The sequence below is a fragment of the Streptomyces tubercidicus genome, assembly GCF_027497495.1.
GTDB lineage: Bacteria > Actinomycetota > Actinomycetes > Streptomycetales > Streptomycetaceae > Streptomyces > Streptomyces tubercidicus.
This window is the reverse complement of record NZ_CP114205.1, coordinates 4,565,004-4,591,716: the sequence shown is the minus strand read 5'-3', so window position 1 is coordinate 4,591,716 and position 26,713 is coordinate 4,565,004. Positions and strand designations below refer to the sequence as shown.

37 protein-coding genes are annotated in these 26,713 nt (G+C 65.8%); all 37 read right to left on the bottom strand.

Annotated elements, in window-relative coordinates; all coding sequences use genetic code 11:
- Positions 1-43: 43 nt before the first annotated feature.
- The gene (gene rplQ / locus STRTU_RS20100; protein ID WP_159744872.1) at positions 44-511 is read right to left on the bottom strand and encodes a 50S ribosomal protein L17; all 468 of its coding nucleotides are present in this window, start codon (positions 509-511) and stop codon (positions 44-46) included.
- Between the two features lie 125 nt (positions 512-636).
- Positions 637-1,659 carry a DNA-directed RNA polymerase subunit alpha gene (locus STRTU_RS20095; RefSeq protein WP_003956430.1) on the bottom strand — a complete coding sequence of 341 codons (1,023 nt, stop codon included), beginning with the start codon at positions 1,657-1,659 and terminating at the stop codon, positions 637-639.
- Between the two features lie 109 nt (positions 1,660-1,768).
- The gene (rpsD, locus tag STRTU_RS20090; RefSeq protein ID WP_159744871.1) at positions 1,769-2,395 is read right to left on the bottom strand and encodes a 30S ribosomal protein S4; all 627 of its coding nucleotides are present in this window, start codon (positions 2,393-2,395) and stop codon (positions 1,769-1,771) included.
- Between the two features lie 29 nt (positions 2,396-2,424).
- Positions 2,425-2,829: a 30S ribosomal protein S11 gene (rpsK, locus tag STRTU_RS20085; RefSeq protein WP_004571845.1), complete on the bottom strand. Its 405-nt coding sequence runs from the start codon at positions 2,827-2,829 to the stop codon at positions 2,425-2,427.
- A gap of 69 nt (positions 2,830-2,898) precedes the next feature.
- Positions 2,899-3,279, bottom strand: coding sequence for a 30S ribosomal protein S13 (rpsM, locus tag STRTU_RS20080; RefSeq protein ID WP_100604412.1), 381 nt, complete (start codon positions 3,277-3,279; stop codon positions 2,899-2,901).
- A gap of 198 nt (positions 3,280-3,477) precedes the next feature.
- Positions 3,478-3,591 (bottom strand): 50S ribosomal protein L36, encoded by a 114-nt coding sequence (rpmJ, locus tag STRTU_RS20075; protein ID WP_003956441.1) that lies wholly within the window; start codon positions 3,589-3,591, stop codon positions 3,478-3,480.
- Between the two features lie 60 nt (positions 3,592-3,651).
- A complete protein-coding gene (gene infA, locus STRTU_RS20070; protein WP_003956442.1) occupies positions 3,652-3,873 on the bottom strand; it encodes a translation initiation factor IF-1 in 222 nt (73 codons plus the stop codon).
- A gap of 189 nt (positions 3,874-4,062) precedes the next feature.
- Positions 4,063-4,899, bottom strand: coding sequence for a type I methionyl aminopeptidase (gene map, locus STRTU_RS20065; protein WP_159744870.1), 837 nt, complete (start codon positions 4,897-4,899; stop codon positions 4,063-4,065).
- Between the two features lie 122 nt (positions 4,900-5,021).
- Positions 5,022-5,678 (bottom strand): adenylate kinase, encoded by a 657-nt coding sequence (locus STRTU_RS20060; protein ID WP_159744869.1) that lies wholly within the window; start codon positions 5,676-5,678, stop codon positions 5,022-5,024.
- Entirely contained in the window at positions 5,678-6,991 is a 1,314-nt protein-coding gene (gene secY, locus STRTU_RS20055; protein ID WP_159747090.1) for a preprotein translocase subunit SecY, read from the bottom strand. The genes STRTU_RS20060 and secY overlap by 1 nt, the downstream gene beginning before the upstream one ends.
- A 224-nt stretch (positions 6,992-7,215) precedes the next feature.
- The gene (gene rplO / locus STRTU_RS20050) at positions 7,216-7,671 is read right to left on the bottom strand and encodes a 50S ribosomal protein L15 (protein WP_042155880.1); all 456 of its coding nucleotides are present in this window, start codon (positions 7,669-7,671) and stop codon (positions 7,216-7,218) included.
- A 1-nt stretch (position 7,672) separates the two neighbouring features.
- Complete coding sequence (gene rpmD, locus STRTU_RS20045) at positions 7,673-7,855, bottom strand: 50S ribosomal protein L30 (RefSeq protein ID WP_030074796.1); 183 nt, start codon at positions 7,853-7,855, stop codon at positions 7,673-7,675.
- The gene (gene rpsE / locus STRTU_RS20040) at positions 7,855-8,457 is read right to left on the bottom strand and encodes a 30S ribosomal protein S5 (protein ID WP_006604888.1); all 603 of its coding nucleotides are present in this window, start codon (positions 8,455-8,457) and stop codon (positions 7,855-7,857) included. Before rpsE ends, rpmD begins: the two co-directional genes overlap by 1 nt.
- A 46-nt stretch (positions 8,458-8,503) precedes the next feature.
- On the bottom strand, positions 8,504-8,887 hold the full coding sequence (gene rplR / locus STRTU_RS20035) for a 50S ribosomal protein L18 (protein ID WP_018090893.1): 384 nt from the start codon (positions 8,885-8,887) through the stop codon (positions 8,504-8,506).
- Positions 8,888-8,890: 3 nt separating this feature from the next.
- On the bottom strand, positions 8,891-9,430 hold the full coding sequence (rplF, locus tag STRTU_RS20030; protein WP_159744868.1) for a 50S ribosomal protein L6: 540 nt from the start codon (positions 9,428-9,430) through the stop codon (positions 8,891-8,893).
- Positions 9,431-9,452: 22 nt separating this feature from the next.
- Positions 9,453-9,851, bottom strand: coding sequence for a 30S ribosomal protein S8 (gene rpsH / locus STRTU_RS20025; protein WP_006604885.1), 399 nt, complete (start codon positions 9,849-9,851; stop codon positions 9,453-9,455).
- Between the two features lie 238 nt (positions 9,852-10,089).
- Positions 10,090-10,275 (bottom strand): type Z 30S ribosomal protein S14, encoded by a 186-nt coding sequence (locus STRTU_RS20020; RefSeq protein ID WP_003956452.1) that lies wholly within the window; start codon positions 10,273-10,275, stop codon positions 10,090-10,092.
- A gap of 5 nt (positions 10,276-10,280) precedes the next feature.
- A complete protein-coding gene (rplE, locus tag STRTU_RS20015) occupies positions 10,281-10,841 on the bottom strand; it encodes a 50S ribosomal protein L5 (protein ID WP_018090895.1) in 561 nt (186 codons plus the stop codon).
- The gene (gene rplX / locus STRTU_RS20010; protein WP_159744867.1) at positions 10,841-11,164 is read right to left on the bottom strand and encodes a 50S ribosomal protein L24; all 324 of its coding nucleotides are present in this window, start codon (positions 11,162-11,164) and stop codon (positions 10,841-10,843) included. Before rplX ends, rplE begins: the two co-directional genes overlap by 1 nt.
- Positions 11,165-11,167: 3 nt before the next feature.
- Positions 11,168-11,536, bottom strand: a complete 369-nt coding sequence (gene rplN / locus STRTU_RS20005; RefSeq protein WP_003992364.1) for a 50S ribosomal protein L14 — start codon at positions 11,534-11,536, stop codon at positions 11,168-11,170.
- A 106-nt stretch (positions 11,537-11,642) separates the two neighbouring features.
- Entirely contained in the window at positions 11,643-11,924 is a 282-nt protein-coding gene (rpsQ, locus tag STRTU_RS20000) for a 30S ribosomal protein S17 (protein WP_006604882.1), read from the bottom strand.
- Positions 11,924-12,148, bottom strand: coding sequence for a 50S ribosomal protein L29 (rpmC, locus tag STRTU_RS19995; protein ID WP_018090896.1), 225 nt, complete (start codon positions 12,146-12,148; stop codon positions 11,924-11,926). Before rpmC ends, rpsQ begins: the two co-directional genes overlap by 1 nt.
- On the bottom strand, positions 12,148-12,567 hold the full coding sequence (gene rplP, locus STRTU_RS19990) for a 50S ribosomal protein L16 (protein WP_006604880.1): 420 nt from the start codon (positions 12,565-12,567) through the stop codon (positions 12,148-12,150). Before rplP ends, rpmC begins: the two co-directional genes overlap by 1 nt.
- Before the next feature lie 5 nt (positions 12,568-12,572).
- Complete coding sequence (rpsC, locus tag STRTU_RS19985; RefSeq protein WP_159744866.1) at positions 12,573-13,400, bottom strand: 30S ribosomal protein S3; 828 nt, start codon at positions 13,398-13,400, stop codon at positions 12,573-12,575.
- A complete protein-coding gene (gene rplV, locus STRTU_RS19980) occupies positions 13,400-13,747 on the bottom strand; it encodes a 50S ribosomal protein L22 (protein ID WP_159747089.1) in 348 nt (115 codons plus the stop codon). The genes rpsC and rplV overlap by 1 nt, the downstream gene beginning before the upstream one ends.
- A 43-nt stretch (positions 13,748-13,790) precedes the next feature.
- Positions 13,791-14,072, bottom strand: a complete 282-nt coding sequence (rpsS, locus tag STRTU_RS19975; RefSeq protein ID WP_018090899.1) for a 30S ribosomal protein S19 — start codon at positions 14,070-14,072, stop codon at positions 13,791-13,793.
- 12 nt (positions 14,073-14,084) lie between these two features.
- Positions 14,085-14,921 carry a 50S ribosomal protein L2 gene (rplB, locus tag STRTU_RS19970; RefSeq protein ID WP_088798407.1) on the bottom strand — a complete coding sequence of 279 codons (837 nt, stop codon included), beginning with the start codon at positions 14,919-14,921 and terminating at the stop codon, positions 14,085-14,087.
- Positions 14,922-14,960: 39 nt separating this feature from the next.
- On the bottom strand, positions 14,961-15,284 hold the full coding sequence (gene rplW, locus STRTU_RS19965; protein WP_018090901.1) for a 50S ribosomal protein L23: 324 nt from the start codon (positions 15,282-15,284) through the stop codon (positions 14,961-14,963).
- Complete coding sequence (gene rplD, locus STRTU_RS19960; protein ID WP_159744865.1) at positions 15,284-15,934, bottom strand: 50S ribosomal protein L4; 651 nt, start codon at positions 15,932-15,934, stop codon at positions 15,284-15,286. The genes rplW and rplD overlap by 1 nt, the downstream gene beginning before the upstream one ends.
- Positions 15,935-15,942: 8 nt before the next feature.
- A complete protein-coding gene (gene rplC / locus STRTU_RS19955; RefSeq protein WP_018090903.1) occupies positions 15,943-16,587 on the bottom strand; it encodes a 50S ribosomal protein L3 in 645 nt (214 codons plus the stop codon).
- 14 nt (positions 16,588-16,601) lie between these two features.
- A complete protein-coding gene (gene rpsJ / locus STRTU_RS19950; RefSeq protein WP_004571821.1) occupies positions 16,602-16,910 on the bottom strand; it encodes a 30S ribosomal protein S10 in 309 nt (102 codons plus the stop codon).
- Between the two features lie 430 nt (positions 16,911-17,340).
- On the bottom strand, positions 17,341-18,534 hold the full coding sequence (gene tuf / locus STRTU_RS19945; RefSeq protein ID WP_159744864.1) for an elongation factor Tu: 1,194 nt from the start codon (positions 18,532-18,534) through the stop codon (positions 17,341-17,343).
- 153 nt (positions 18,535-18,687) lie between these two features.
- On the bottom strand, positions 18,688-20,808 hold the full coding sequence (gene fusA / locus STRTU_RS19940) for an elongation factor G (RefSeq protein ID WP_159744863.1): 2,121 nt from the start codon (positions 20,806-20,808) through the stop codon (positions 18,688-18,690).
- A 39-nt stretch (positions 20,809-20,847) separates the two neighbouring features.
- On the bottom strand, positions 20,848-21,318 hold the full coding sequence (gene rpsG / locus STRTU_RS19935) for a 30S ribosomal protein S7 (RefSeq protein WP_004571813.1): 471 nt from the start codon (positions 21,316-21,318) through the stop codon (positions 20,848-20,850).
- 2 nt (positions 21,319-21,320) lie between these two features.
- Positions 21,321-21,692: a 30S ribosomal protein S12 gene (gene rpsL / locus STRTU_RS19930; RefSeq protein WP_003948652.1), complete on the bottom strand. Its 372-nt coding sequence runs from the start codon at positions 21,690-21,692 to the stop codon at positions 21,321-21,323.
- Between the two features lie 390 nt (positions 21,693-22,082).
- The gene (locus STRTU_RS19925; protein ID WP_159744862.1) at positions 22,083-22,565 is read right to left on the bottom strand and encodes a DUF1707 and DUF4190 domain-containing protein; all 483 of its coding nucleotides are present in this window, start codon (positions 22,563-22,565) and stop codon (positions 22,083-22,085) included.
- 243 nt (positions 22,566-22,808) lie between these two features.
- A complete protein-coding gene (locus STRTU_RS19920; protein WP_088798412.1) occupies positions 22,809-26,708 on the bottom strand; it encodes a DNA-directed RNA polymerase subunit beta' in 3,900 nt (1,299 codons plus the stop codon).
- Between the last annotated feature and the right edge of the window lie 5 nt (positions 26,709-26,713).

Genomic DNA, 26,713 nt, shown 5'->3' with positions numbered 1-26,713 from the left:
GGCCCGCCCCGAAGGGCGGACCCGCTCACGCACAAGGCAGGACTCAGGCGTCCTTCGACTCCTCGGTCGCCTCGGCAGCCGTGGCCGCCTCCGCGTCCTTGGCCGCACGCTTGGTCGCGGCCTCGGCCTCACCGGTGGCCTGCTGGGCCACGGTCAGCGCCTCCACCAGCTCGATGACGGCCATGGGAGCGTTGTCGCCACGACGGTTACCGATCTTGGTGATACGGGTGTAGCCACCCGGACGGTTCTCGAACCGCGGGGCGACCTCCGTGAAGAGCGTGTGCACGACGCTCTTGTCCGAGATCAGCTGCATGACCTGACGGCGGTTGTGAAGGTCACCCTTCTTCGCCTTGGTCACCAGACGCTCCGCGTACGGACGCAGACGACGGGCCTTGGCCTCGGTCGTCGTGATGCGGCCGTGCTCGAAGAGCGCGGTGGCCAGGTTGCGCAGCATGAGGCGCTCGTGCGCAGCGCTGCCGCCCAGACGGGCACCCTTGGCGGGCTTCGGCATGGTGTATCTCCTTCTTTGCTGCACCGGCCGTATCAGGTACCGGTGTCAGTTCCCACGAGGCGGCCGCCCCGCGGAAGAATCACATGGCGGGGGCCCGGGAATCGCTCCCCGGACCCCGGACGAACTCAGTACTGCTCGGTCTCCACGAAACCGGCGTCCGCGTCGTCATCGGCCCCAAAGGCGTCAGCCGCAGCGGTCGGGTCGAACCCGGGAGGCGAGTCCTTCAGCGCCAGGCCCATACCGGCCAGCTTCGCCTTGACCTCGTCGATCGACTTCGCACCGAAGTTGCGGATGTCGAGCAGATCGGCCTCGGAGCGCGCCACGAGCTCACCCACGGAGTGGATGCCCTCACGCTTGAGGCAGTTGTACGAGCGGACCGTGAGCTCCAGCTCCTCGATCGGCAGCGCCAGGTCGGCGGCCAGGGCGGCGTCCGTCGGGGACGGGCCCATGTCGATGCCCTCGGCGTCGATGTTGAGCTCGCGCGCCAGACCGAACAGCTCGACCAGGGTCTTACCGGCGGACGCCATGGCGTCACGCGGGCGCATGGCCTGCTTGGTCTCGACGTCGACGATCAGCTTGTCGAAGTCGGTGCGCTGCTCGACACGGGTCGCCTCGACCTTGTAGGTGACCTTGAGCACCGGCGAGTAGATGGAGTCGACCGGGATACGGCCGATCTCCTGGCCCACCTGCTTGTTCTGGACGGCGGAGACGTAGCCGCGACCGCGCTCGACGGTCAGCTCCATCTCCAGCTTGCCCTTGCCGTTGAGCGTGGCGAGGACCAGGTCCGGGTTGTGCACCTCGACACCGGCCGGGGGCGCGATGTCGGCGGCGGTGACCAGACCCGGGCCCTGCTTGCGCAGGTACATCACGACGGGCTCGTCGTGCTCCGAGGAGACGACCAGCTGCTTGATGTTGAGGATGAGGTCGGTGACGTCCTCCTTGACGCCCGGCACGGTGGTGAACTCGTGCAGGACACCGTCGATACGGATGGACGTGACCGCCGCACCCGGAATCGAGGACAGGAGGGTACGGCGCAGAGAGTTGCCGAGGGTGTAGCCGAAGCCCGGCTCCAGCGGCTCGATCACGAACCGGGAGCGGTATTCGTCGACGACCTCTTCGGTCAACGAGGGACGCTGAGCAATCAGCATGGTGTTCGATCCTTCAGTCGTGGACGCCCGCTATTTGACGCCCGCTGTACTGACAAGGGTACGGGCGGCACGGCGCCATCGGCTCCGTACCGCCCCCACCGGTCAGCTCTTACTTGGAGTAGAGCTCAACGATCAGCTGCTCCTGCACCTGGGTGTCGATCACCTGGCGCTCGGGCATGCTGTGCACGAGAATCCGCAGGTTCGAGGGGATCGCTTCCAGCCAGGCCGGAACGGTCCTCTCGCCGGCCTCGGCCTGTGCCACCGCGAACGGGGTCAGGTTCCGAGAGCCCTCGCGGACCTCGATGATGTCGTTCACGGCCACGCGAGCCGACGGGATGTCGGTCTTGCGGCCGTTCACATTCACGTGTCCGTGACGGACCAGCTGACGGGCGTGGTCCCGGGACTTGGCAAAGCCGGCCCGGTAGACCACGTTGTCGAGGCGGGTCTCAAGGATGCGCAGAAGGTTCTCACCGGTCTTGCCGGTCTTCTGGTTCGCTTCCTTGTAGTAGTTCACGAACTGCTTCTCCAGGACACCGTAGATACGGCTGCACTTCTGCTTCTCACGAAGCTGGAGCAGGTACTCGCTGTCCTTGGTGCGCCCGCGACCGTGCTCACCCGGGGGGTAAGGACGGATCTCGATCGGGCACTTCGCGCTCTCGCACTTGCTCCCCTTGAGGAAGAGCTTCTGCTTCTCCCGACGGCAACGCTTGCAGTCGGCCCCGGTATAACGCGCCATTTTCCAGTTGTCTCCGTTACCTCAGTGCGTCAGACGCGCCGGCGCTTGGGCGGGCGGCATCCGTTGTGCGGAGTGGGGGTGACGTCCTGGATCGAACCCACCTCAAGGCCGGTGGCCTGGAGGGAGCGGATCGCGGTCTCACGGCCGGAGCCGGGACCCTTGACGAAGACGTCGACCTTGCGCATGCCGTGCTCCTGCGCGCGGCGGGCGGCCGACTCGGCGGCCATCTGCGCGGCGAAGGGGGTGGACTTGCGCGAGCCCTTGAAGCCGACGTGGCCGGCAGAGGCCCAAGAGATCACGTTGCCCGTGGGGTCCGTGATCGAAACGATCGTGTTGTTGAACGTGCTCTTGATGTGAGCGTGCCCGTGGGCAACGTTCTTCTTCTCCTTGCGGCGCACCTTCTTGGCGCCGGCCGTACGGCCCTTCGGAGGCATTCATTACTCCCGTGGAGGTGGTCGGTCCTACAGCGAAGACCGCTGGTAAGCGTCCTGTCCTGCTGAGGACTACTTCTTGCCCGGCTTCTTCTTGCCGGCGATCGCGCGACGCGGGCCCTTGCGGGTACGGGCGTTCGTGCTGGTGCGCTGACCGTGCACCGGCAGACCGCGGCGGTGGCGCAGACCCTGGTAGCAGCCGATCTCGACCTTGCGGCGGATGTCGGCCTGGATCTCGCGACGGAGGTCACCCTCGGTCTTGAGGTTGTTGTCCACGTACTCGCGGATCTTGACGAGGTCTTCCTCGGCCAGGTCGCGAACCCGGGTGTTGGGGTCGACGCCGGTGGCAGCGAGAGTCTGCTGCGACAGCGTCCGCCCGATACCGAAGACGTAGGTGAGGGCGACCTCCACACGCTTTTCGCGCGGGAGATCAACGCCTGCGAGGCGTGCCATTGATGTGGCTCCTGATGGCTATTCGGAGGTCTTCCGCAGCACCGTTCCCGTAAGACTCTGCAGAATTACGAGCCGGGTCCCCGGCCTCCGAGCCGGGGGTGTCGTCCCCACGCGAGTGATGCGGGGGTCGGGTGACTGCGTATGTACGTATGTGCTTGCGTCGCGCGAAAACTGCGAAATGCAGGTGGTCGGCGTGCGTCAGCCCTGGCGCTGCTTGTGGCGCAGGTTGTCGCAGATGACCATGACCCGGCCGTGGCGGCGGATCACCTTGCACTTGTCGCAGATCTTCTTGACGCTCGGCTTGACCTTCATGGGATGTGAGGTTCTCCGGGTCAGTGCCGTCACCCCACGGGAGCGGGGCGGCGACAAGATCTACTTGTAGCGGTAGACGATCCGGCCACGCGTCAGGTCGTACGGAGAAAGCTCCACGACGACCCGGTCATCCGGGAGGATACGGATGTAGTGCATCCGCATCTTGCCGCTGATGTGCGCGAGGACCTTGTGACCGTTCTGGAGCTCCACCTTGAACATGGCGTTCGGGAGGGACTCGATCACGGTGCCCTCGATTTCGATGGCACCTTGCTTCTTGGCCACGCTTCGCCCTTCGAATCGGCTACCTTGATCGACTATCCCGCACCACACCCTCAACCAAGAGGGCATACGGATGCACGAGAGCCGACGCGTTAGTCTACGCCAGGGTCCAGGAAAAGACGAATCCAGGATTATTGCCCATCGGGCGTGATCCTTACGCCCGCCGCCCCTGTCGCGGCGCGGCGGCGCGGCTCAGGCGAGGGGGTCGGGCGCCGCGGTGATGCCCAGCTCGGCCAGCTTGGCCTTGCCGCCGTCCGGCGCGGTCAGCACCAGCGGGCCGTCCTCGGTCAGCGCGACCGAGTGCTCCCAGTGCGAGGACCAGCTGCCGTCGTTCGACTTGACCGTCCAGTCGTCATCAAGAACGTGGGTCTTGGCCGTGCCGAGGTTCACCATCGGCTCGATCGCGATGCAGAAGCCGGGCACCAGCTTGGGCCCGCGGCCGCGCTTGCGGTCGACGTAGTTCAGCAGATGCGGGTCCATGTGCATCTGCGAGCCGATGCCGTGGCCGCCGTAGTCCTCGACGATGCCGTACTTACCGCTGGTGGGGCGCGGCTGGCGGCGGATGTAGCCCTCGATCGCCTTGGAGATGTCCACCAGCCGGTTGCCCTTGGCCACCGCCGCGATACCGGCCCACATCGACTCCTCGGTGACCCGGCTCAGCCCGACCAGCTCCGCGGAGTGGCCGGAGCCGACGAAGGCGGTGTATGCCGCGTCGCCGTGCCAGCCGTCGATGATCGCGCCGCAGTCGATGGAGATGATGTCGCCGTTCTGCAGCACCGTCTCGGTGTCGGGGATGCCGTGGACCACGACATCGTTGACCGAGGTGCAGATCGTCGCGGGGAAGCCGCCGTATCCGAGGAAGTTCGACTTCGCACCGTGTTCGGCGAGCACCTTGCGGGCCGCGTCGTCCAGGTCCTTGGTCGTGGCGCCGGGCACCGCGACCTTCCGGGTCGCCGCGTGAATGGCGGCGACCACCAGCCCCGCCTCGCGCATCTTCGCGATCTGCTCGGGGGTCTTGATCTCCACCATGAGGGCTGGCGCCTTCCTGAACCGACTACAACGCTTCTCCGGCGGCCGTCACGACCGCCCCGTACACGATACGGCCGCGGTACCCGATACGGGCACCGCGGCCGTGGGCACGCCGTGTGCTGCTACGCGTCCCGGGACGGCAGAGCCGCCATCGCGCGCGTGGTGACCTCGTCGACCTTGCCCATCGCGGGGATGTCCACCACCAGGCCCTGGGCCTTGTAGTAGTCGATGATCGGCTCGGTCTCCGTGTGGTAGACCTCCAGGCGCTTGCGGACGGTCTCCTCACGGTCGTCGTCCCGCTGGTACAGCTCGCCGCCGCAGACGTCACAGACGCCCTCGGTCTCCGGCTTGTTGTACTCGGCGTGGAAGACGTGGCTGCTGTCGTTGCGGCAGATGCGCCGGCCGGCGATCCGCTTGACGACCTCGTCCTCGGGGACCTCCAGGTCCAGGACGGCGTCCAGCTTGAGGCTGTGGTCCTTGAGGTACTCGTCCAGCGCCTTGGCCTGCCCCAGGTTGCGGGGGAAGCCGTCCAGGAGGAAGCCGTTGGCCGCGTCGGGCTGCTCCATACGGTCCTCGGCCATCGCGATGGTGACCGAGTCGGGCACCAGATTGCCGGCGTCCATGTATGACTTCGCCTCGCGGCCGAGGGGCGTCCCCTGGCTGATGTTGGCGCGGAACAGGTCCCCCGTGGAGATGTGCGGGATCGCGAGGTTCTTGGCAAGGTACGCAGCCTGCGTACCCTTGCCGGCCCCCGGGGGTCCGACGAGGACGATTCGCATCAGCGGAGGAACCCTTCGTAGTTGCGCTGCTGAAGCTGGCTCTCGATCTGCTTCACGGTCTCCAGACCCACACCCACGATGATCAGGATGCTAGTCCCGCCGAACGGGAAGTTCTGGTTCGCGTTGAAAAGCACCAACGCCACTGTTGGTACGAGCGCGATCAGCCCCAGGTACAGCGAGCCCGGCCACGTGATCCGGTTGAGCACGTAGCTGAGGTACTCGGCCGTCGGGCGACCAGCCCGGATACCCGGGATGAAGCCACCATACTTCTTCATGTTGTCGGCAACTTCTTCGGGGTTGAAGCTGATGGCCACGTAGAAGAAGGCGAAGAACACGATCAGCAGGAAGTACGTAACGATGTAAACCGGGTGATTTCCCTTGGTGAAGTTGGTGCCGATCCACACCGCCCACTCCGCCTTCGACCCGCTGAACTGCGCGATGAGGGCCGGAATGTAGAGCAGCGATGACGCGAAGATGACGGGAATCACACCCGCCTGGTTCACCTTGAGCGGGATGTACGTGGACGTACCGCCATAGGACCGGCGGCCGATCATCCGCTTCGCGTACTGCACCGGGATCCGCCGCTGGGCCTGCTCGACGAAGACCACCAGGGCGACCATCGCCAGGCCCACCGCGATCACCGCGAGGAACTCGATCCAGCCGTCGGCCAGCTTGCCCGCCTTCTTGATGCCCCACAGGGCGCCCGGGAAGCCGGCGGCGATCGAGATGAACATCAGGATCGACATGCCGTTGCCGATACCGCGGTCGGTGACGAGCTCACCGAGCCACATGATCAGGCAGGTGCCGGCGGTCATCGTGATGACCATCGTGATGGTGGTGAAGATCGATTCGCTGGGCACGATCTCGCTGGCGACCGAGCAGTTCTGGAAGAGCGCACCGCTGCGGGCGGTGGCCACCAGGCCGGTGCCCTGCAGGACGGCGAGCGCCACGGTCAGATAGCGCGTGTACTGGGTGATCTTCGCCTGGCCGGACTGTCCCTCTTTCTTGAGGGCCTCCAGCCGGGGAATCACGACGGTCAGCAGCTGGAGGATGATGCTCGCCGTGATGTACGGCATGATCCCCAGCGCGAAGATCGTGATCTGCAGCAGCGCACCACCGCTGAACATGTTCACCAGGGCGAACAATCCGCTGTTACCGCCGGCCTGCTTCATACAGGTCTCGACGTTCGCGTAATTCACCCCGGGGACCGGGACATGCGCGCCGATCCGGTAGAGCACGATGATGCCCAATGTGAACAGCAGCTTTTTGCGCAGGTCGGGCGTCTTGAACGCTCGGGCGAACGCGGTGAGCACGGTGCCTCCTGCGCCTCCCGCCTGTGCGAGAGGTGACGGTCTTGAGGATCGACGAATAGTTAGCGGCCAAAACCGCACAGGCACGGCCTGTGCGGTGAGCGTCCGGGGACTGGTCCCGGACAAAACAACACTGCCTGCCACCTTACCGGCGACCATACCCCCGTGGAACGACCAACCGGGGATGCCCAATCGATGGGCATCCCCGGTCAGTTGAACCAGCGAACTCAGATGAGCTCGGTGACGGTGCCGCCGGCAGCGGCGATCTTCTCCTTGGCGGAGCCGGAAACGGCGTCAACCGAAACCTGCAGCGCCACGGAGATCTCGCCCTGGCCCAGGACCTTGACGAGCTCGTTCTTGCGCACCGCGCCCTTGGCGACCAGATCGGCCACCGTGACCTCGCCACCCTGCGGGTAGAGCTCGGCCAGCTTCGCCAGGTTCACGACCTGGAACTGCTTGTGGGCGGGGTTCTTGAAGCCCTTCAGCTTCGGGAGGCGCATGTGGAGGGGCATCTGCCCACCCTCGAAGCGCTCCGGAACCTGGTAACGGGCCTTCGTGCCCTTGGTACCACGACCAGCGGTCTTACCCTTGGACGCCTCACCACGACCCACACGGGTCTTGGCGGTCTTGGCGCCCGGGGCGGGCCGGAGGTTGTGGACCTTCAGCGGGTTGGTCTCCGCCATGTCAGTCGACCTCCTCAACCGTCACGAGGTGGCGGACGGTGTGCACCATGCCGCGGAACTCGGGGCGGTCCTCCTTGACAACCACGTCGTTGAGCCGCTTGAGGCCCAGCGAACGGAGGGTGTCGCGGTGATTCTGCTTGCTACCGATGAAGGACTTCGTCTGCGTGATCTTGAGGTGCGCCATTACGCGGTCACCCCGGCACGCGCCCGCAGCAGAGCGGCGGGAGCAACGTCCTCCAGCGGCAGGCCACGACGGGCCGCGATCTCCTCGGGGCGCTGCAGGCCCTGAAGCGCGGTCACCGTGGCGTGCACGATGTTGATCGGGTTCGACGAGCCGAGCGACTTGCTCAGCACGTCGTGGATGCCCGCGCACTCCAGAACGGCACGCACGGGGCCACCGGCGATCACACCGGTACCGGGGGAAGCCGGCTTGAGCAGGACGACGCCCGCAGCCTTCTCGCCCTGGATGGGGTGAGGGATGGTGCCCTGGATACGGGGGACCTTGAAGAAGTTCTTCTTGGCCTCTTCCACGCCCTTGGCGATGGCAGCCGGAACTTCCTTGGCCTTGCCGTAACCGACACCTACGGTGCCGTCACCGTCGCCCACCACGACCAGCGCGGTGAAGCTGAAGCGACGGCCACCCTTGACAACCTTGGCGACACGGTTGATCGCGACAACGCGCTCAACGTATGCGGTCTTCTCGGCGGCAGCGCCACCGTCGCGACCCTTCCGGTCCCGCCGCTCGCCGCCACCGGCACCGCTCCCGCGGCGCTGGGGTCCAGCCATTGGATTTACCTCTCTCTGTTACGTCCGCTAGCTCCGGAACCGGGGCTTAGAACTTCAGCCCGGCTTCGCGGGCGGCGTCGGCCAGAGCGGCAATCCGCCCGGCGTACTGCTTGCCACCACGGTCGAACACGACGGCCTCGACACCGGCGGCCTTGGCACGCTCGGCGACCAGGGAGCCGACCTGCTTGGCCTGAGCGCTCTTGTCGCCCTCGCCACCACGAATCGACGCGTCCAGGGTCGACGCCGAAGCGAGCGTGTGGCCCGCGATGTCGTCGATGACCTGCGCCGTGATGCCACGGTTGGTCCGCGTCACCACGAGACGCGGACGCTCCGGGGTACCCGAAATCCGCTTACGGATGCGGATGTGGCGACGCTTAGCGGCGGCGCGCTTGTAGGCGTCACCCTTAGCGATCTTCACACCGTATGCCATGGCTTACTTACCAGCCTTTCCGACCTTGCGGCGGATGACCTCGCCGGCGTACTTGACGCCCTTGGCCTTGTACGGGTCAGGCTTACGCAGCTTGCGGATGTTCGCCGCCACCTCGCCGACCTTCTGCTTGTCGATGCCCTCGACGCTGAGCTTGGTCGGGGACTCGACCTTGAAGGAGATGCCCTCGGGCGCCTCGACGACGATGGGGTGGCTGTAGCCCAGCGAGAACTCCAGGTTGGAGCCCTTCGCCTGGACGCGGTAGCCGACACCGCTGATCTCAAGAGCCTTGCTGTAGCCCTGGGTCACGCCGGTGATCATGTTCGCCACCAGCGTGCGGGACAGGCCGTGCAGGGCCTTGTTCTGACGCTCGTCGTTCGGGCGGGAGACGTTGATCACGCCGTCCTCACCCTTGGCGACCTCGATGGGCGCCGCGACGGTGTGCGAGAGGGAACCCTTGGGGCCCTTCACCGCGACCGTCCGGCCCTCGATGGTGACGTCCACACCAGCGGGAACCTGGATGGGCAGCTTGCCAATACGCGACATTAGCTATTCCTCCGTTCCCTGGTTACCAGACGTAGGCGAGGACTTCCCCACCCACGCCCTTCTTGCTGGCCTGCTGACCGGTCAGGAGACCGTGGGACGTGGAGATGATCGCCACGCCCAGGCCGCCGAGGACCTTCGGCAGGTTGGTGGACTTTGCGTAGACCCGGAGGCCCGGCTTCGAGATCCGCTTGATGCCGGCGATCGAGCGCTCGCGGTTCGGGCCGAACTTCAGCTCGAGGACGAGGTTCTTGCCAACCTCTGCGTCCTCGACGCGCCAGCCGGTGATGTAACCCTCCTGCTGGAGGATCTCCGCGATGTGCGACTTGATCTTGCTGTGCGGCATCACGACGGTGTCGTGGTACGCCGAGTTCGCGTTCCGCAGACGGGTCAGCATGTCTGCGATGGGATCAGTCATGGTCATGAATTGGCCTTCGGCCTCTCTCGCCGGGGTTTCCTATGTGCGCCATCCCTCTCCCCGATCAGAGTCGGGACGGGTGCGGCGCGGGGACCTACGGCGTAGTAAGCGACGTTATGCGGGCTCGGCCCGCGGTCGGTCTCGGGCGGCGGGGCGCCCAAACCCTTCTACCCTACGGGAAAAGGGGTGGGTGCGCCCGCCGGCCGATTGCTTACCGAGAGCCCCGGTCATCCCAACTAGGGGATTACCAGGAGCTCTTGGTCACGCCCGGCAGCTCGCCACGGTGAGCCATCTCACGAAGGCACACGCGGCACAGGCCGAACTTGCGGTAAACGGAGTGCGGACGGCCGCAGCGCTGGCAGCGGGTGTACGCGCGCACACCGAACTTCGGCTTGCGAGCAGCCTTGGCAATCAGAGCCTTCTTCGCCATCTCGCTCACGCCTCCTTGAACGGGAAGCCGAGGTGACGAAGGAGAGCGCGGCCCTCATCGTCGTTGGTCGCCGTGGTGACCACGGTGATGTCCATACCCCGGGTACGGTCGATCTTGTCCTGGTCGATCTCGTGGAACATGACCTGCTCGGTGAGACCGAAGGTGTAGTTGCCCCGACCGTCGAACTGCTTCGGGGACAGACCACGGAAGTCGCGGATGCGCGGCAGCGCGAGCGACAGCAGGCGGTCCAGGAACTCCCACATGCGGTCACCGCGGAGGGTGACGTGGGCACCGATCGGCTGGCCCTCACGCAGCTTGAACTGCGCGATGGACTTACGGGCCTTGGTGACGGCCGGCTTCTGGCCGGTGATCGTGGTGAGGTCCTTGATGGCACCCTCGATCAGCTTGGAGTCGCGGGCGGCGTCGCCCACACCCATGTTGACCACGATCTTGGTCAGACCGGGGATCTGCATGACGTTCTCGTAGGAGAACTCGTCCTTCAGCTTCCCGGCGATCTCTTCGCGGTAGCGCGTCTTGAGACGCGGCGCGTTGGTGGTGGCAGTCATCAGATGTCCTCACCGGTCCGCTTGGCAACGCGGATCTTGTTGCCCTCGTCGTCGAAGCGGTACCCGACGCGGGTGACGACCTTGTTGCCGTCCTTCTCCACGACCAGCTGAACGTTGCTGATGTGGATGGGGGCCTCGGTCGTCACAATGCCGCCGGTCTTCGAACCACGAGCGGTCTGGCCGGCCTTGGTGTGCTTCTTGACCCGGTTGACACCCTCGACCAGGACGCGGTCCTCGCGGGGGAAGGCCTGGATGACCTTGCCCTGCTTGCCCTTGTCCTTACCGGTGATGACCTGGACCAGGTCGCCCTTCTTGATCTTCATCGGTTACAGCACCTCCGGCGCGAGCGAGATGATCTTCATGAACTTCTTCTCGCGCAGCTCCCGGCCCACGGGGCCGAAGATGCGGGTGCCGCGGGGGTCGCCATCGTTCTTGAGGATGACGGCCGCGTTCTCGTCGAAGCGGATGTACGAGCCGTCCGGACGGCGGCGCTCCTTGACGGTGCGAACGATGACCGCCTTGATGACGTCACCCTTCTTCACGTTGCCACCGGGGATCGCATCCTTCACGGTGGCGACGATGACGTCACCGATGCCCGCGTAGCGGCGACCGGAACCACCGAGAACACGGATGCAAAGGATTTCCTTCGCACCAGTGTTGTCGGCGACCCGCAGTCGCGACTCCTGCTGGATCACGTCTATCTCCTGTGTGTCTGCCGGTTCCCGGCAGGGGCTGCCGCTTACGTGACGAGCCCCTGCCGAGCCTGGCGGAACTGTTCCTAGGGGGTCCCCCTAGGAGGGATTACTTGGCCTTCTCGAGGATCTCGACGATGCGCCAGCGCTTGGTGGCGGACAGCGGCCGGGTCTCCATCAGGAGGACGCGGTCGCCGACGCCGGCAGCGTTCTGCTCGTCGTGCGCCTTGAGCTTGTTGGTACGGCGGATGACCTTGCCGTACAGCGCGTGCTTGACGCGGTCCTCGACGGCGACGACGACGGTCTTGTCCATCTTGTCGCTGACGACGAGACCCTCACGGGTCTTGCGGAAACCGCGCTCGTTCGTCTCAGTCACATTCTTCTCGCTCATCAGGCGCTCTCCACCGTCTCGATGCCCAGCTCGCGCTCACGCATCAGGGTGTAGATCCGGGCGATGTCCTTACGGACGGACTTGAGCCGACCGTGGTTCTCAAGCTGTCCGGTCGCCGCCTGGAAGCGGAGGTTGAACAGCTCCTCCTTGGCCTCACGAAGCTTGCCGACGAGGTCCTCGTCATTCAGCTCGCGCAGCTCGGTCGCCTTGGTACCGGCCGCCATCACGACTCACCTGCCTCGCGCCGCACGATGCGGCACTTCATCGGAAGCTTGTGGGCGGCGCGGGTCAGCGCCTCCTTGGCAACCTTTTCGTTCGGGAAGGACAGCTCGAACATCACCCGACCGGGCTTGACGTTCGCGACCCACCACTCCGGAGAACCCTTACCGGAACCCATGCGGGTTTCGGCCGGCTTCTTCGTGAGCGGGCGGTCCGGGTAAATGTTGATCCAGACCTTGCCGCCACGCTTGATGTGACGGGTCATCGCGATACGAGCGGACTCGATCTGACGGTTCGTCACGTAAGCCGGGGTGACGGCCTGAATGCCGTACTCACCGAAGGCCAGCTCGGTGCCACCCTTGGCCATACCGCTGCGCTTCGGGTGGTGCTGCTTGCGGTGCTTGACCCTGCGAGGGATCAGCATGTCGGTCAGGCCTCCGTTCCGGGGGTCTCCGCCGGAGCAGCGGCAGCGGCCTCGGCCTTGGGGGCCTCGGCAGCGGCGTTCTGCTGCTGCGGCTTGCGGCCACCACGGCCGCCACGCTCGCCACCGCGGCGCGGGCGGTCGTTGCCGCCACCGCGGGCCGGGCGGTTACCCGCACGGGCGGCAGCGTTCTCGGCACGCACCTCGGCGATGTTCTTGACGTCGCCCTTGTAGATCCAGACCTTCACGCCGATACGGCCGAAGGTGGTCTTGGCCTCGAAGAAGCCGTAGTCGACGTTCGCACGGAGCGTGTGCAGGGGCACACGGCCCTCGCGGTAGAACTCCGAGCGGGACATCTCGGCGCCGCCGAGACGGCCACCACACTGGATCTTGATGCCCTTGGCGCCGGCCTTCATCGTCGACTGCATGCTCTTACGCATGGCGCGACGGAAGGAGACGCGGGACGACAGCTGCTCGGCGACGGCCTGGGCCACGAGCTGAGCATCGGTCTCGGGGTTCTTGACCTCGAGGATGTTCAGCTGGACCTGCTTGCCGGTCAGCTTCTCCAGCTCGCCGCGGATGCGGTCGGCCTCGGCGCCGCGGCGGCCGATGACGATGCCCGGACGAGCGGTGTGGATGTCAACGCGGACGCGCTCACGGGTGCGCTCGATCTCCACCTTGGAGATACCGGCGCGCTCCATGCCCTTCGTCATCATGCGACGAATGGCGACGTCTTCCTTGACGTAGTCCTTGTACAGCTTGTCGGCGTACCAGCGGGACTTGAAGTCCGTCGTCACGCCGAGGCGGAACCCGTGCGGGTTTACCTTCTGGCCCATTACCGGGTTCCTTCCTTGCTGCTGACGACCACGGTGATGTGGCTGGTCCGCTTGCGGATCCGGTAGGCACGGCCCTGAGCACGCGGACGGAACCGCTTCAGGGTCGGACCCTCGTCGACGAACGCCTCGCTGATGACCAGCGTGGAGGCGTCCGTGTGGTCGTAGTTGTGTGCAGCGTTGGCAATGGCGCTGTCCAGCACCTTGCCAACCGGCACGCTCGCGGCCTGCGGGGCGAAACGCAGGACCGCCTGAGCCTCCGTGGCATCCATGCCACGGATAAGGTCCACCACGCGGCGGGCCTTCATGGGCGTGACGCGGATGTACCGCGCCTGGGCCCTGGCTTCCATGGTTGTCCCTTCGGTGTCAGTCATAGTCTTCGCACTCCGCCGATCAACGACGCCGCGACTTGCGGTCGTCCTTCTCGTGGCCGCGGAAGGTGCGGGTCGGCGCAAACTCGCCGAGCTTGTGGCCGACCATCGACTCGGTGACGAACACCGGGACGTGCTTGCGGCCGTCGTGCACCGCGATCGTGTGGCCGAGCATGGCCGGGACGATCATGGAGCGGCGGGACCAGGTCTTGATGACGTTCTTGGTGCCGGCATCGTTCTGAACATCCACCTTCTTGGAAAGGTGGTCGTCGACGAAGGGCCCCTTCTTGAGACTGCGCGGCATCTAAACCCGCTCCTAGCGCTTCTTGTTCGTCTTGCGGCGGCGGACGATGTACTTGTTGCTCGCCTTCTTCGGCGAACGAGTACGACCCTCCTTCTGACCCCACGGCGAGACCGGGTGGCGACCACCGGAGGTCTTGCCCTCACCACCACCGTGCGGGTGGTCGACGGGGTTCATCACGACACCACGCACGGTCGGGCGGACGCCCTTCCAGCGCATGCGGCCGGCCTTGCCCCAGTTGATGTTCGACTGCTCGGCGTTGCCGACCTCGCCGACGGTGGCGCGGCAGCGCACGTCGACCAGGCGGATCTCACCGGACGGCATACGAAGGTGAGCCATCCGGCCCTCCTTCGCCAGCAGCTGCACGGAGGCACCGGCCGAGCGGGCGAACTTCGCACCGCCGCCCGGACGCAGCTCGATCGCGTGGATCGTCGTACCCACGGGGATGTGGCGCAGCGGCAGGTTGTTGCCCGGCTTGATGTCGGCGCCAGCGCCGTTCTCAATCCGAGCACCCTGGACCAGGCCACGGGGCGCGATGATGTAGCGCTTCTCGCCGTCTGCGTAGTGCAGCAGCGCGATGCGCGCGGTGCGGTTCGGGTCGTACTCGATGTGCGCGACCTTGGCCGGCACGCCGTCCTTGTCGTGACGACGGAAGTCGATCACTCGGTAGGCGCGCTTGTGGCCACCGCCCTGGTGGCGAACGGTCACACGACCGGCGTTGTTACGGCCGCCCTTGCTGTGCAGCGGGCGGACCAGCGACTTCTCCGGCGTGGACCGCGTGATCTCGACAAAGTCGGCGACGCTGGAGCCACGACGGCCCGGGGTCGTCGGCTTGTACTTGCGGATACCCATTTCTCAGTCCTCGTCCGATTCCGGACGACTCGGACTCCGTTAGGAGACCGGGCCGCCGAAGATGTCGATACGGTCGCCCTCGGCGAGGGTCACGATGGCGCGCTTGGTGTTCGCGCGCTTTCCGTAACCGGTGCGGGTGCGCTTGCGCTTGCCCTGCCGGTTGATCGTGTTGACCCCGGTGACCTTGACCGAGAAGACCGCCTCGACGGCCTGCTTGATCTGGGTCTTGTTCGCGCCGGGCGCGACGATGAACGTGTACTTGTTCTCGTCCAGCAGCGCGTAGCTCTTCTCCGAGACAACCGGCTTGACGAGCACGTCACGCGGGTCCGAGAAGGTCTTGCTGGTGACGACGGCCTCACTCATCAGGCGTCGCTCCCTTCGGTCTCAGCGGCCTTGGGGCCAGACACGAAGGACTCGAAAGCGGCCTTGGTGAAGACCACGTCGTCGGAGACGAGCACGTCGTACGTGTTCAGCTGGCCCGGCTCCAGGATGTGAACCTGGGGCAGGTTGCGGGCGGACAGCCACGCGGCCTCGTCGCTGCGCTCGGCGACCAGAAGCACGTTCTTGCGCTCGCTGACCTTGCCGAGGAGAGTCTTGGCGGCCTTGGTGGAGATGTCGCCCTCGACCACGCCGGAAACGACGTGGATGCGGCTGTTGCGGGCCCGGTCGGTGAGGGCACCGCGCAGGGCGGCGGCCTTCATCTTCTTCGGGGTCCGCTGGCTGTAGTCACGCGGCACGGGGCCGTGGACGATGCCACCGCCGGCGAACTGCGGCGCACGGGTCGAACCCTGACGCGCCCGGCCGGTGCCCTTCTGGCGGTACGGCTTCTTGCCACCGCCGCGGACCTCGCCGCGAGTCTTGGTCTTGTGCGTGCCCTGACGGGCCGCGGCCAGCTGTGCGACAACGACCTGGTGGATCAGCGGAACGCTGACCTTGGCGTCGAAGATCTCCGTGGGGAGCTCGACGGTACCGGCCTTGTCGCCTGCCGGCGAAAGGATGTCAATGGTGCTCATCGGTTACCTCAGGCCCCCTTGGCCGCGGTACGGACCAGGACGAGGCCGCCGTTCGGACCAGGAACTGCGCCCTTGATGAGCAGCAGACCCTTCTCCGCGTCAACGGCGTGGACGGTCAGGTTCTGGGTGGTGACCCGCTCATTGCCCATACGGCCGGCCATCCGCATGCCCTTGAACACGCGGCCCGGGGTGGCACAGCCACCGATGGAGCCAGGCTTACGGTGCACACGGTGGGCACCGTGGGAGGCCTTGCCGCCATGGAAGCCGTGACGCTTCATGACACCGGCGAAGCCCTTGCCCTTGCTCTTGCCGGTCACGTCCACCTTGACGCCGGACTCGAAGGTCTCAGCGGTCAGCTCCTGGCCGAGGGTGTACTCACCGGCATCGGTGGTACGGACCTCGACGAGGTGACGACGGGGGGTGACGTCGGCCTTCGCGAAGTGGCCCTTGAGGGGCTTGTTCACCTTGCGCGGGTCGATCTCGCCGAAGGCGATCTGGACGGAGTCGTAACCGTCCTGGTCATTGGTGCGCACCTGGGTAACGACGCAGGGGCCGGCCTTGACCACAGTGACCGGGACGACACGGTTGTTCTCGTCCCAGACCTGAGTCATGCCGAGCTTCTCGCCCAGGATGCCCTTGATCTGCTTAGCCATCTCTTCCGCGCCTCTCAGAGCTTGATCTCGATGTCAACGCCGGCCGGAAGGTCCAGGCGCATCAGCGAGTCAACGGTCTTGGGCGTCGGGTCGAGGATGTCGATCAGGCGCTTGTGCGTGCGCATCTCGAAGTGCTCGCGCGAGTCCTTGTACTTGTGCGGCGACTTGATGACGCAGTACACGTTCTTTTCAGTGGGCAGCGGCACCGGGCCCGCGACCGACGCACCAGTACGGGTCACCGTCTCGACGATCTTCTTCGCCGACGTGTCGATGACCTCGTGGTCGTAGGCCTTGAGCCGGATGCGGATCTTCTGTCCCGCCATGGCTACTTCGTAGTCCTGTCTCTCGTAACGCTCTGGGACCCGGTACGTTCCCGTTCTTCTCCGACCCACGCGGTCGGGCGTGTCGCACCCCTTCCCGTAAATCCCCACAAAGGGAATCCTTCAAGAAGGAGAAGGCAGGGGAAGAACACCCACCGGGCGCCTGGCCAAGGCACCCCGCTGACGCTTCCCGGAAGATTCCCGTATTTCCGGCCCTGAGAAGGGACGACGAATACCTGGGACTCGCTTCCAGTCCTCCCGGCGGGAGGCGCGCAGCATCGGCACTCAACCGAGCAACCTGGACAGTGTGCCATACCCGGGATGCCCAAGGCCAATCGGGACCCAACTGTCAAGGAGCCCCGCCCACCTGACGGTGAGCGGGGCTCCTCGCGAGCTCCGGGGAGCTACGACCGGATCAACCGGATCAGCGAAATTACTTCGTGATCTTGGTGACCTGGCCGGCGCCGACGGTCCGGCCACCCTCACGGATGGCGAACTTCAGGCCCTCCTCCATGGCGACCGGCTGGATCAGCTCGACCGACATCTCGGTGTTGTCGCCCGGCATGACCATCTCGGTGCCCTCGGGGAGGGTCACGACGCCGGTCACGTCCGTGGTACGGAAGTAGAACTGCGGGCGGTAGTTGTTGAAGAACGGGGTGTGGCGGCCACCCTCGTCCTTCGACAGGATGTAGGCCTGACCCTCGAACGAGGTGTGCGGCGTGACCGAGCCCGGCTTGATGATGACCTGGCCGCGCTCGACGTCCTCGCGCTTGATGCCACGGAGGAGCAGACCGACGTTCTCACCGGCCTGGCCCTCGTCGAGGAGCTTCCGGAACATCTCGATACCGGTGACCGTGGTGGTGGTCTTCTCGGTCTTGATGCCGATGATGTCGACGGTCTCGTTGACCTTGAGGACACCACGCTCGATACGACCGGTGACAACGGTGCCACGGCCGGTGATCGTGAAGACGTCCTCGATCGGCATCAGGAACGGCTTGTCGACGTCACGCTCGGGCTGCGGGATCGACTCGTCGACCGCGGCCATGAGCTTGAGGACGGAGTCGCCCCACTCCTTGTCGCCCTCGAGCGCCTTGAGCGCCGAGACCTTGACGACCGGAACGTCGTCGCCGGGGAACTCGTACTCGGAGAGGAGCTCACGGACCTCGAGCTCGACGAGCTCCAGGATCTCCTCGTCGTCCACCATGTCGGCCTTGTTCAGGGCGACAACGATGTACGGAACGCCGACCTGGCGGGCCAGGAGCACGTGCTCCTTGGTCTGCGGCATCGGGCCGTCGGTCGCGGCGACCACGAGGATGGCGCCGTCCATCTGCGCCGCACCCGTGATCATGTTCTTGATGTAGTCCGCGTGACCGGGGCAGTCGACGTGGGCGTAGTGACGGTTCTCCGTCTGGTACTCGACGTGCGCGATGGAGATCGTGATACCGCGCTGGCGCTCCTCAGGAGCCTTGTCGATCTGGTCGAAGGCCGAGGCCTCGTTCAGCTCCGGGTACGCGTCGTGCAGCACCTTGGTAATGGCGGCCGTGAGGGTCGTCTTACCGTGGTCAATGTGACCGATGGTGCCGATGTTGACGTGCGGCTTAGTCCGCTCGAACTTCGCCTTCGCCACTGGTTCCTCCTGAAGTGGTTCTGTACGCCTTACTCATCGGCGCCAGGTGATCTTTGCTGGGATGCCGGCTGACGGGGCAATCCTCACGGATGCGGGATTACCCCATCAGACGGTGTCAAGCCTAAAGCGTGTTCCGACTCCGCGGAGACGGGACTACTCGCCCTTGGCCTTCGCGATGATCTCCTCGGCGACGTTCCGGGGAACCTCGGCGTAGGAGTCGAACTGCATCGAGTAGCTCGCGCGACCCGACGTCTTGCTGCGGAGGTCTCCGACGTAGCCGAACATCTCCGACAGGGGAACCAGGCCCGTGACGAGCTTGGCGCCGCTGCGCTCTTCCATGGACTGGATCTGACCACGGCGCGAGTTGATGTCGCCGATCACGTCACCCATGTAGTCCTCGGGCGTGGTGACCTCGACCTTCATCATCGGCTCCAGCAGGGCCGGGGAGGCCTTGCGCGCGGCCTCCTTGAAGGCCATCGAACCGGCGATCTTGAAGGCCATTTCCGAGGAGTCGACCTCGTGGAACGCACCGTCGAGCAGGGTGACCTTGACGCCCGTCAGCGGGTAGCCGGCGAGAACACCGAACTCCATGGCCTCCTGGCAGCCCGCGTCCACGGACGGGATGTACTCCCGCGGGATACGGCCACCGGTGACCTTGTTCTCGAACTCGTAGCCGTCGCCCTCAAGGGGCGCGATCGCGATCTGGACCTTCGCGAACTGGCCGGAGCCACCGGTCTGCTTCTTGTGCGTGTAGTCGAGACGCTCGACCGGCTTGCGCAGGGTCTCGCGGTACGCGACCTGCGGCTTGCCGACGTTGGCCTCGACCCGGAACTCACGCTTCATACGGTCGACCAGCACGTCGAGGTGCAGCTCGCCCATACCCGCGATGATGGTCTGGCCGGTCTCCTCGTCGGTGTGCACCTGGAACGAGGGGTCCTCTTCGGCGAGACGCTGGATGGCGACACCCAGCTTCTCCTGGTCGCCCTTGGACTTGGGCTCAATGGCGACCTGGATGACCGGGGCCGGGAACTCCATCGACTCCAGGATGACCTGGTTCGAGGCGTCACAGAGGGTCTCACCGGTGGTGGTCTGCTTCAGACCCATGACGGCGACGATGTCACCGGCACCCACCGACTCGATCTCCTCACGCTTGTTCGCGTGCATCCGGTAGATCTTGCCGATGCGCTCCTTCTTGCCCTTCACCGAGTTCTGCACCTGCGAGCCGGCCTCAAGGCGGCCCGAGTACACCCGGATGAAGGTGAGCTTGCCCAGGTGGGGGTCGCTCGCAATCTTGAACGCAAGAGCGGACAGCGGCTCTTCCTCGGACGGACGGCGCTTGATGATCTCTTCCGGGTCGTTGACCGCGTGGCCCTCAATGGCCTCGACGTCCAACGGGGAGGGGAGGTAGCGCACGACCGCGTCGAGCAGGGGCTGGACGCCCTTGTTCTTGAACGCGGTACCGCAGAACACCGGGGTAACGGTGGTGTTCTCGGCCTTGCCCGAAGCGATGGTGATCCGGCGGATCGCGGCGTAGAGCTGCTCCACGGTGGGCTCCTGGCCCTCCAGGTACAGCTCCATGACCTCTTCATCGTTCTCGGCCACGGCCTCAAGGAGCTTGCCGCGCCACTCGTCGGCAGCCTCGATGTGGGTGTCCGGGATGTCGACGGTGTCGTACATCTCGCCCTTGGCGGCCTCGGCCGACCAGACCAGGGCCTTCATCGTCACGAGGTCGACGACACCCTTGAAGTCGGCCTCGGTGCCGATCGGCAGCTGCATCACGATCGGGGTCGCGCCGAGGCGGTCCACGATCATGTCGACGCAGCGGTGGAACTCGGCACCCGTGCGGTCGAGCTTGTTGACGAAGCAGATACGCGGAACGCCGTAGCGGTCCGCCTGACGCCAGACGGTCTCGGACTGGGGCTCGACACCGGCAACGCCGTCGAACACCGTCACCGCACCGTCCAGGACGCGCAGCGAGCGCTCCACCTCGACCGTGAAGTCGACGTGGCCCGGGGTGTCGATGATGTTGATGGTGTTGTCGACGTTTTCCAGCGGCCAGTGGCAGGTCGTCGCGGCAGACGTGATGGTGATGCCGCGCTCCTGCTCCTGCTCCATCCAGTCCATCGTGGCAGCGCCGTCGTGGACTTCACCGATCTTGTACGAAACACCGGTGTAGAACAGGATCCGCTCGGTGGTGGTCGTCTTGCCCGCGTCGATGTGGGCCATGATCCCGATATTGCGGACCTTGGCCAGGTCAAGCGAAGTGGTGGCCATAGTGGCTCAATCTTCTCTCGGTCTCGATGTGGGTTGCGACTACCAGCGGTAGTGCGCGAAGGCCTTGTTGGACTCGGCCATCTTGTGCGTGTCCTCACGCTTCTTGACCGAAGCGCCGAGGCCGTTGGAGGCGTCGAGCAGTTCGTTCATGAGGCGCTCGGTCATGGTCTTCTCGCGGCGGGCGCGGGAGTAGCCCACGAGCCAGCGGAGCGAGAGGGTGGCGGCACGGCCGGGCTTGACCTCGACCGGGACCTGGTAGGTCGCGCCACCGACGCGGCGGGACTTGACCTCAAGGGTCGGCTTGATGTTCTCGAGCGCGCGCTTGAGCGTGATGACCGGGTCGTTACCGGTCTTCTCGCGCAGACCCTCCATGGCGCCGTAAACGATGCGCTCGGCGGTGGAGCGCTTTCCGTTCAGCAGCACCTTGTTGATGAGGGAGGTCACCAGAGGAGAACCGTAGACCGGGTCGATGATGACCGGGCGCTTCGGGGCGGGGCCCTTACGAGGCATTCTTACTTCTCCTTCTTGGCGCCGTAGCGGCTGCGAGCCTGCTTGCGGTTCTTGACGCCCTGCGTGTCGAGGGAGCCGCGGATGATCTTGTACCGAACACCCGGCAGGTCCTTCACACGACCACCACGCACGAGCACGATCGAGTGCTCCTGCAGGTTGTGGCCCTCACCCGGAATGTAAGCGGTGACCTCGATCCCGCTGGTCAGACGCACACGCGCGACCTTACGCAGGGCCGAGTTCGGCTTCTTCGGGGTGGTCGTGAAAACACGCGTGCAGACGCCACGGCGCTGGGGCGAACCCTCGAGCGCGGGCGTCTTGTTCTTCTCGACCTTGTCCTGCCGGCCCTTGCGGACCAGCTGCTGGATCGTAGGCACCGTTTCTCCGGTTTCTGTGTGCCAGTCTCGGTAAAGCTAACCTGGAACATTCCCCGACCCACGCGGTCGGGTGTGTCGAATACTGCAGTCCGGTCCCTCGCTGGAACGAGTGAGGCGGCAGATTGCGGTGTCAAAACCTGGCTTCCGTGCTGTGACTCTCCAGGCCAGAGGCTGCGGAGATTGCGCGCACGGCAGCCCAGGGACACCCCAGGCACAAGGTCAGAGCGTACCTACCGCATGGGCTGCGGTCAAAACAAATGCACACGCGAAGGACACGCCGGACTCCACACGGCGTTGCGGTCACCGTAGTGCGATCCACGGCCGTACGGAAGAAGGCGCCACGACCCCGCGCCGCCCTCCCCCCGCACACCGGCAACCGCCGGACGGCTCCTAGAGGTTGGCCACCGCGGCGAGGACGACGATCAAGAGGAACAGCGCCCAGCCACCGATCGCCAGCCAGCCCAGGATCAGCCCGGTGAGCGCCTGACCGTCACCGCGCTCGCCGGACCGGCGGATCTCGTTCCGCGCCTTGTGGCCCAGGATGACGGCCGGAATCGCGGTCAGCCCCCAGGTCGGCAGCGTCATGAGCCCGCACACCAGCGAACCGGTCGCCGTACCGTTCGTCGTCACCGGCGGCGGCATCTGCATCGGCATGAACGTCGCCGGCACCATCGGCCGCTGCGGCACGAACTGCGCCTGCGGCACCGGCCCCTGCGGCAGATCCGCGACCAGCATCTGCAGTTCGGCGTGCGTCTGCGCCTTGTAGGCCCGCGCGATCCGCTGCTCGTACTCCGGCTGCTGCATCCGCCCCTCGGCGAATCCCGCCTTGAGCACATCGACCGTCCGCTCACGATCGGCGTGCGAGGCACGCATGGCCGGAGCCTGATGCGGCTGCGCCGGCTGCCCGCCCTGCCACGGCTGGAATGCCACTTCGTGTACCTCCCCCCGCTCGACAGTTCTCCCCATCTTGTCATCACAGACGCCAGGATGGGGAGACAAGTTCCCTCGGCAGCACGGCGTGGCGCGATGGACACGGTGGCCGGATCGCGCCGGCAACGCCGCAGGGCGGCCACCCCCTGAGGGGTGACCGCCCTGTCGCTGTCGTACGGACCAGGGTTACTGGTTGTACGGACCGTAGTCGTAGTCCTCCAGCGGGACCGCCTGGCCGGAGCCGGTGCCGAAGGGCGAGTAGTCGATGTCGTCGTAACCGACGGCCGAGTACATCGCGGCCTTCGCCTCCTCGGTGGGCTCGACCCGGATGTTGCGGTAGCGGGACAGGCCCGTACCGGCCGGGATGAGCTTACCGATGATGACGTTCTCCTTGAGGCCGATCAGGGAGTCCGACTTGGCGTTGATCGCCGCGTCGGTCAGGACCCTGGTCGTCTCCTGGAAGGACGCCGCCGACAGCCACGACTCGGTGGCCAGCGAAGCCTTGGTGATACCCATCAGCTGCGGACGGCCGGAGGCCGGGTGGCCGCCTTCCGCCACGACCCGACGGTTCTCGCCCTCGAACTTCGTGCGCTCCACCAGCTCGCCCGGCAGCAGCTCCGCGTCGCCGGACTCGATGATCGTCACACGGCGCAGCATCTGCCGGATGATGATCTCGATGTGCTTGTCGTGGATCGCCACGCCCTGGCTGTTGTAGACCTTCTGGACCTCGCCGACCAGGTGGACCTGGACGGCACGCTGGCCGAGGATCCGCAGCACGTCGTGCGGGTTGACGGCACCCACGGTCAGCGGCTGGCCGACCGTGACGTGGTCGCCCTCGCCCACCAGGAGACGGGCACGCTTGGAGACGCCGTACGCCGTCTCGTCGCTGCCGTCGTCCGGGGTGACGATGACCTTCTTGGTCTTCTCGGTCTCCTCGATGCGGACGCGGCCGGCCGCCTCCGAGATCGGGGCGACACCCTTGGGCGTACGGGCCTCGAAGAGCTCGACGACACGCGGCAGACCCAGGGTGATGTCGTCACCGGCCACACCACCGGTGTGGAAGGTACGCATCGTCAGCTGGGTGCCGGGCTCACCGATGGACTGGGCGGCGATGATGCCGACCGCCTCACCGATGTCGACCAGCTTGCCGGTGGCCAGCGAACGGCCGTAGCAGAAGGCACAGGTGCCGACCGCGGACTCACAGGTCAGGACCGAGCGGGTCTTGACCTCCTCGACGCCCGCGTTGACCAGCGCGTCGATGAGCACGTCACCGAGGTCGACGTTCGCCGGGGCGACGACCTTGCCGTCGACGACGACATCCTCGGCGAGCATCCGGGCGTAGACGCTGGACTCGACGTCGTCCGCCTTGCGCAGGACACCCGCGGCGTCCTTCGAGGCGATCCGCAGCTTGAGACCACGCTCCGTGCCGCAGTCCTCCTCGCGAATGATGACGTCCTGGGAGACATCGACCAGACGACGGGTGAGGTAGCCGGAGTCGGCGGTACGCAGGGCGGTGTCCGCCAGACCCTTACGGGCACCGTGCGTGGAGATGAAGTACTCCAGCACGGACAGACCCTCGCGGAACGACGCCTTAATCGGACGCGGGATGGTCTCGTTCTTGGCGTTCGACACCAGACCACGCATACCGGCGATCTGCCGCATCTGCATCATGTTTCCTCGGGCACCCGAGTCAACCATCATGAAGATGGGGTTCGTCTTGGGGAAGTTCTCATTCATCGCCTCGGAGACCTCATTGGTCGCCTTGGTCCAGATGTTGATGAGTTCCTGCGTGCGCTCGTCCTTGGTGATCAGACCGCGCTCGTACTGCTTCTGGACCTTCTCGTCCTGGGCCTCGTAGCCCGCGACGATGGCCTTCTTGGCCTCCGGCACGACGATGTCCGAGACGGCGACGGTGACGCCGGAACGGGTCGCCCAGTGGAAGCCGGCCGCCTTCAGGTTGTCGAGCGTCGCCGCCACGATGACCTTGGGGTAGCGCTCGGCCAGGTCGTTGACGATCGCGGAGAGCTGCTTCTTGCCCACCGAGTAGTCGACGAACGGGTAGTCCTCGGGCAGCAGCTCGTTGAAGAGCGCACGGCCCAGGGTCGTCCGCAGCCGGAAGCTGTCGCCCTGCTGCCACTCGGGCTCGCCCTCCTCCGGAACCGGCGGGGTCCAGCCGCGGGGCGGGACGGTGCCGATCGGGAAGCGGATGTCGACCTTCGCCTGCAGCGAGAGCTCACGGGCGTCGAAGGCCATGATCGCCTCGGCGACCGAGCCGAAGGCCCGGCCCTCACCCTTGACCTCGCGCTCCTCTTCATCCGTGGTGAGGAAGAAGAGACCGAGCACCATGTCCTGGGTCGGCATGGTGACCGGACGGCCGTCGGCCGGCTTGAGGATGTTGTTCGAGGACAGCATCAGGATGCGGGCCTCGGCCTGGGCCTCCGCGGACAGCGGGAGGTGGACGGCCATCTGGTCACCGTCGAAGTCCGCGTTGAACGCGGTGCAGACGAGCGGGTGAATCTGAATGGCCTTGCCCTCGACCAGCTGCGGCTCGAAGGCCTGGATGCCCAGACGGTGCAGCGTGGGCGCACGGTTCAGCAGCACCGGGTGCTCGGCGATGACCTCTTCGAGCACGTCGTAGACGACCGTGCGGCCGCGCTCGACCATGCGCTTGGCCGACTTGATGTTCTGCGCGTGGTTGAGGTCCACCAGGCGCTTCATCACGAACGGCTTGAAGAGCTCCAGCGCCATGGCCTTGGGCAGACCGCACTGGTGCAGCTTGAGCTGCGGGCCGACGACGATGACGGAACGCGCCGAGTAGTCGACTCGCTTACCGAGCAGGTTCTGACGGAAGCGGCCCTGCTTACCCTTCAGCATGTCGCTGAGGGACTTCAGCGGACGGTTACCGGGACCGGTCACCGGGCGGCCGCGGCGGCCGTTGTCGAACAGCGCGTCGACGGCCTCCTGCAGCATCCGCTTCTCGTTGTTCACGATGATCTCGGGCGCGCCGAGGTCGAGAAGCCGCTTCAGACGGTTGTTGCGGTTGATCACACGGCGGTACAGGTCGTTCAGGTCGGAGGTCGCGAAGCGGCCACCGTCCAGCTGCACCATCGGACGCAGGTCCGGCGGGATCACCGGGATGCAGTCCAGCACCATGCCCTTGGGGCTGTTGCGGGTCTGCAGGAAGGCGGAGACGACCTTGAGGCGCTTGAGCGCACGGGTCTTCTTCTGGCCCTTGCCGGTACGGATGATCTCGCGGAGGCGCTCGGCCTCCTCGTCGAGGTCGAAGGTCTCCAGGCGCTTCTGCAGGGCAGCGGCGCCCATGGAGCCGTCGAAGTACGTGCCGAAGCGGTCCCGCAGCTCGCGGTAGAGCAGCTCGTCGCCCTCCAGGTCCTGGACCTTGAGGTTCTTGAAGCGGTTCCACACCTCGTCGAGACGGTCGATCTCGCGCTGCGCACGGTCACGCAGCTGCTTCATCTCACGCTCGGCACCCTCGCGCACCTTGCGGCGGACGTCCGCCTTGGCGCCCTCGGCCTCCAGCTCGGCCAGGTCGGTCTCAAGCTTCTTGGCGCGGGCCTCCAGGTCGGAGTCGCGGCGCTGCTCGATCTGCTGACGCTCGACGGAGACATGCGCCTCCAGCGAGGGCAGGTCGCGCGTACGGCGCTCCTCGTCCACCCACGTGATCATGTAGGCGGCGAAGTAGATGACCTTCTCAAGGTCCTTGGGCGCGAGGTCCAGCAGGTAGCCCAGCCGGCTCGGCACGCCCTTGAAGTACCAGATGTGGGTCACGGGAGCGGCCAGCTCGATGTGGCCCATCCGCTCACGGCGCACCTTGGCGCGAGTGACCTCGACGCCACAGCGCTCGCAGATGATGCCCTTGAAGCGGACGCGCTTGTACTTACCGCAGTAGCACTCCCAGTCCCGGGTCGGACCGAAGATCTTCTCGCAGAAGAGTCCGTCCTTTTCGGGCTTGAGGGTGCGGTAGTTGATGGTCTCGGGCTTCTTGACCTCGCCGTGGCTCCACTGACGGATGTCGTCAGCGGTGGCCAGACCGATCCGGAGCTCATCGAAGAAGTTGACGTCGAGCACTATGC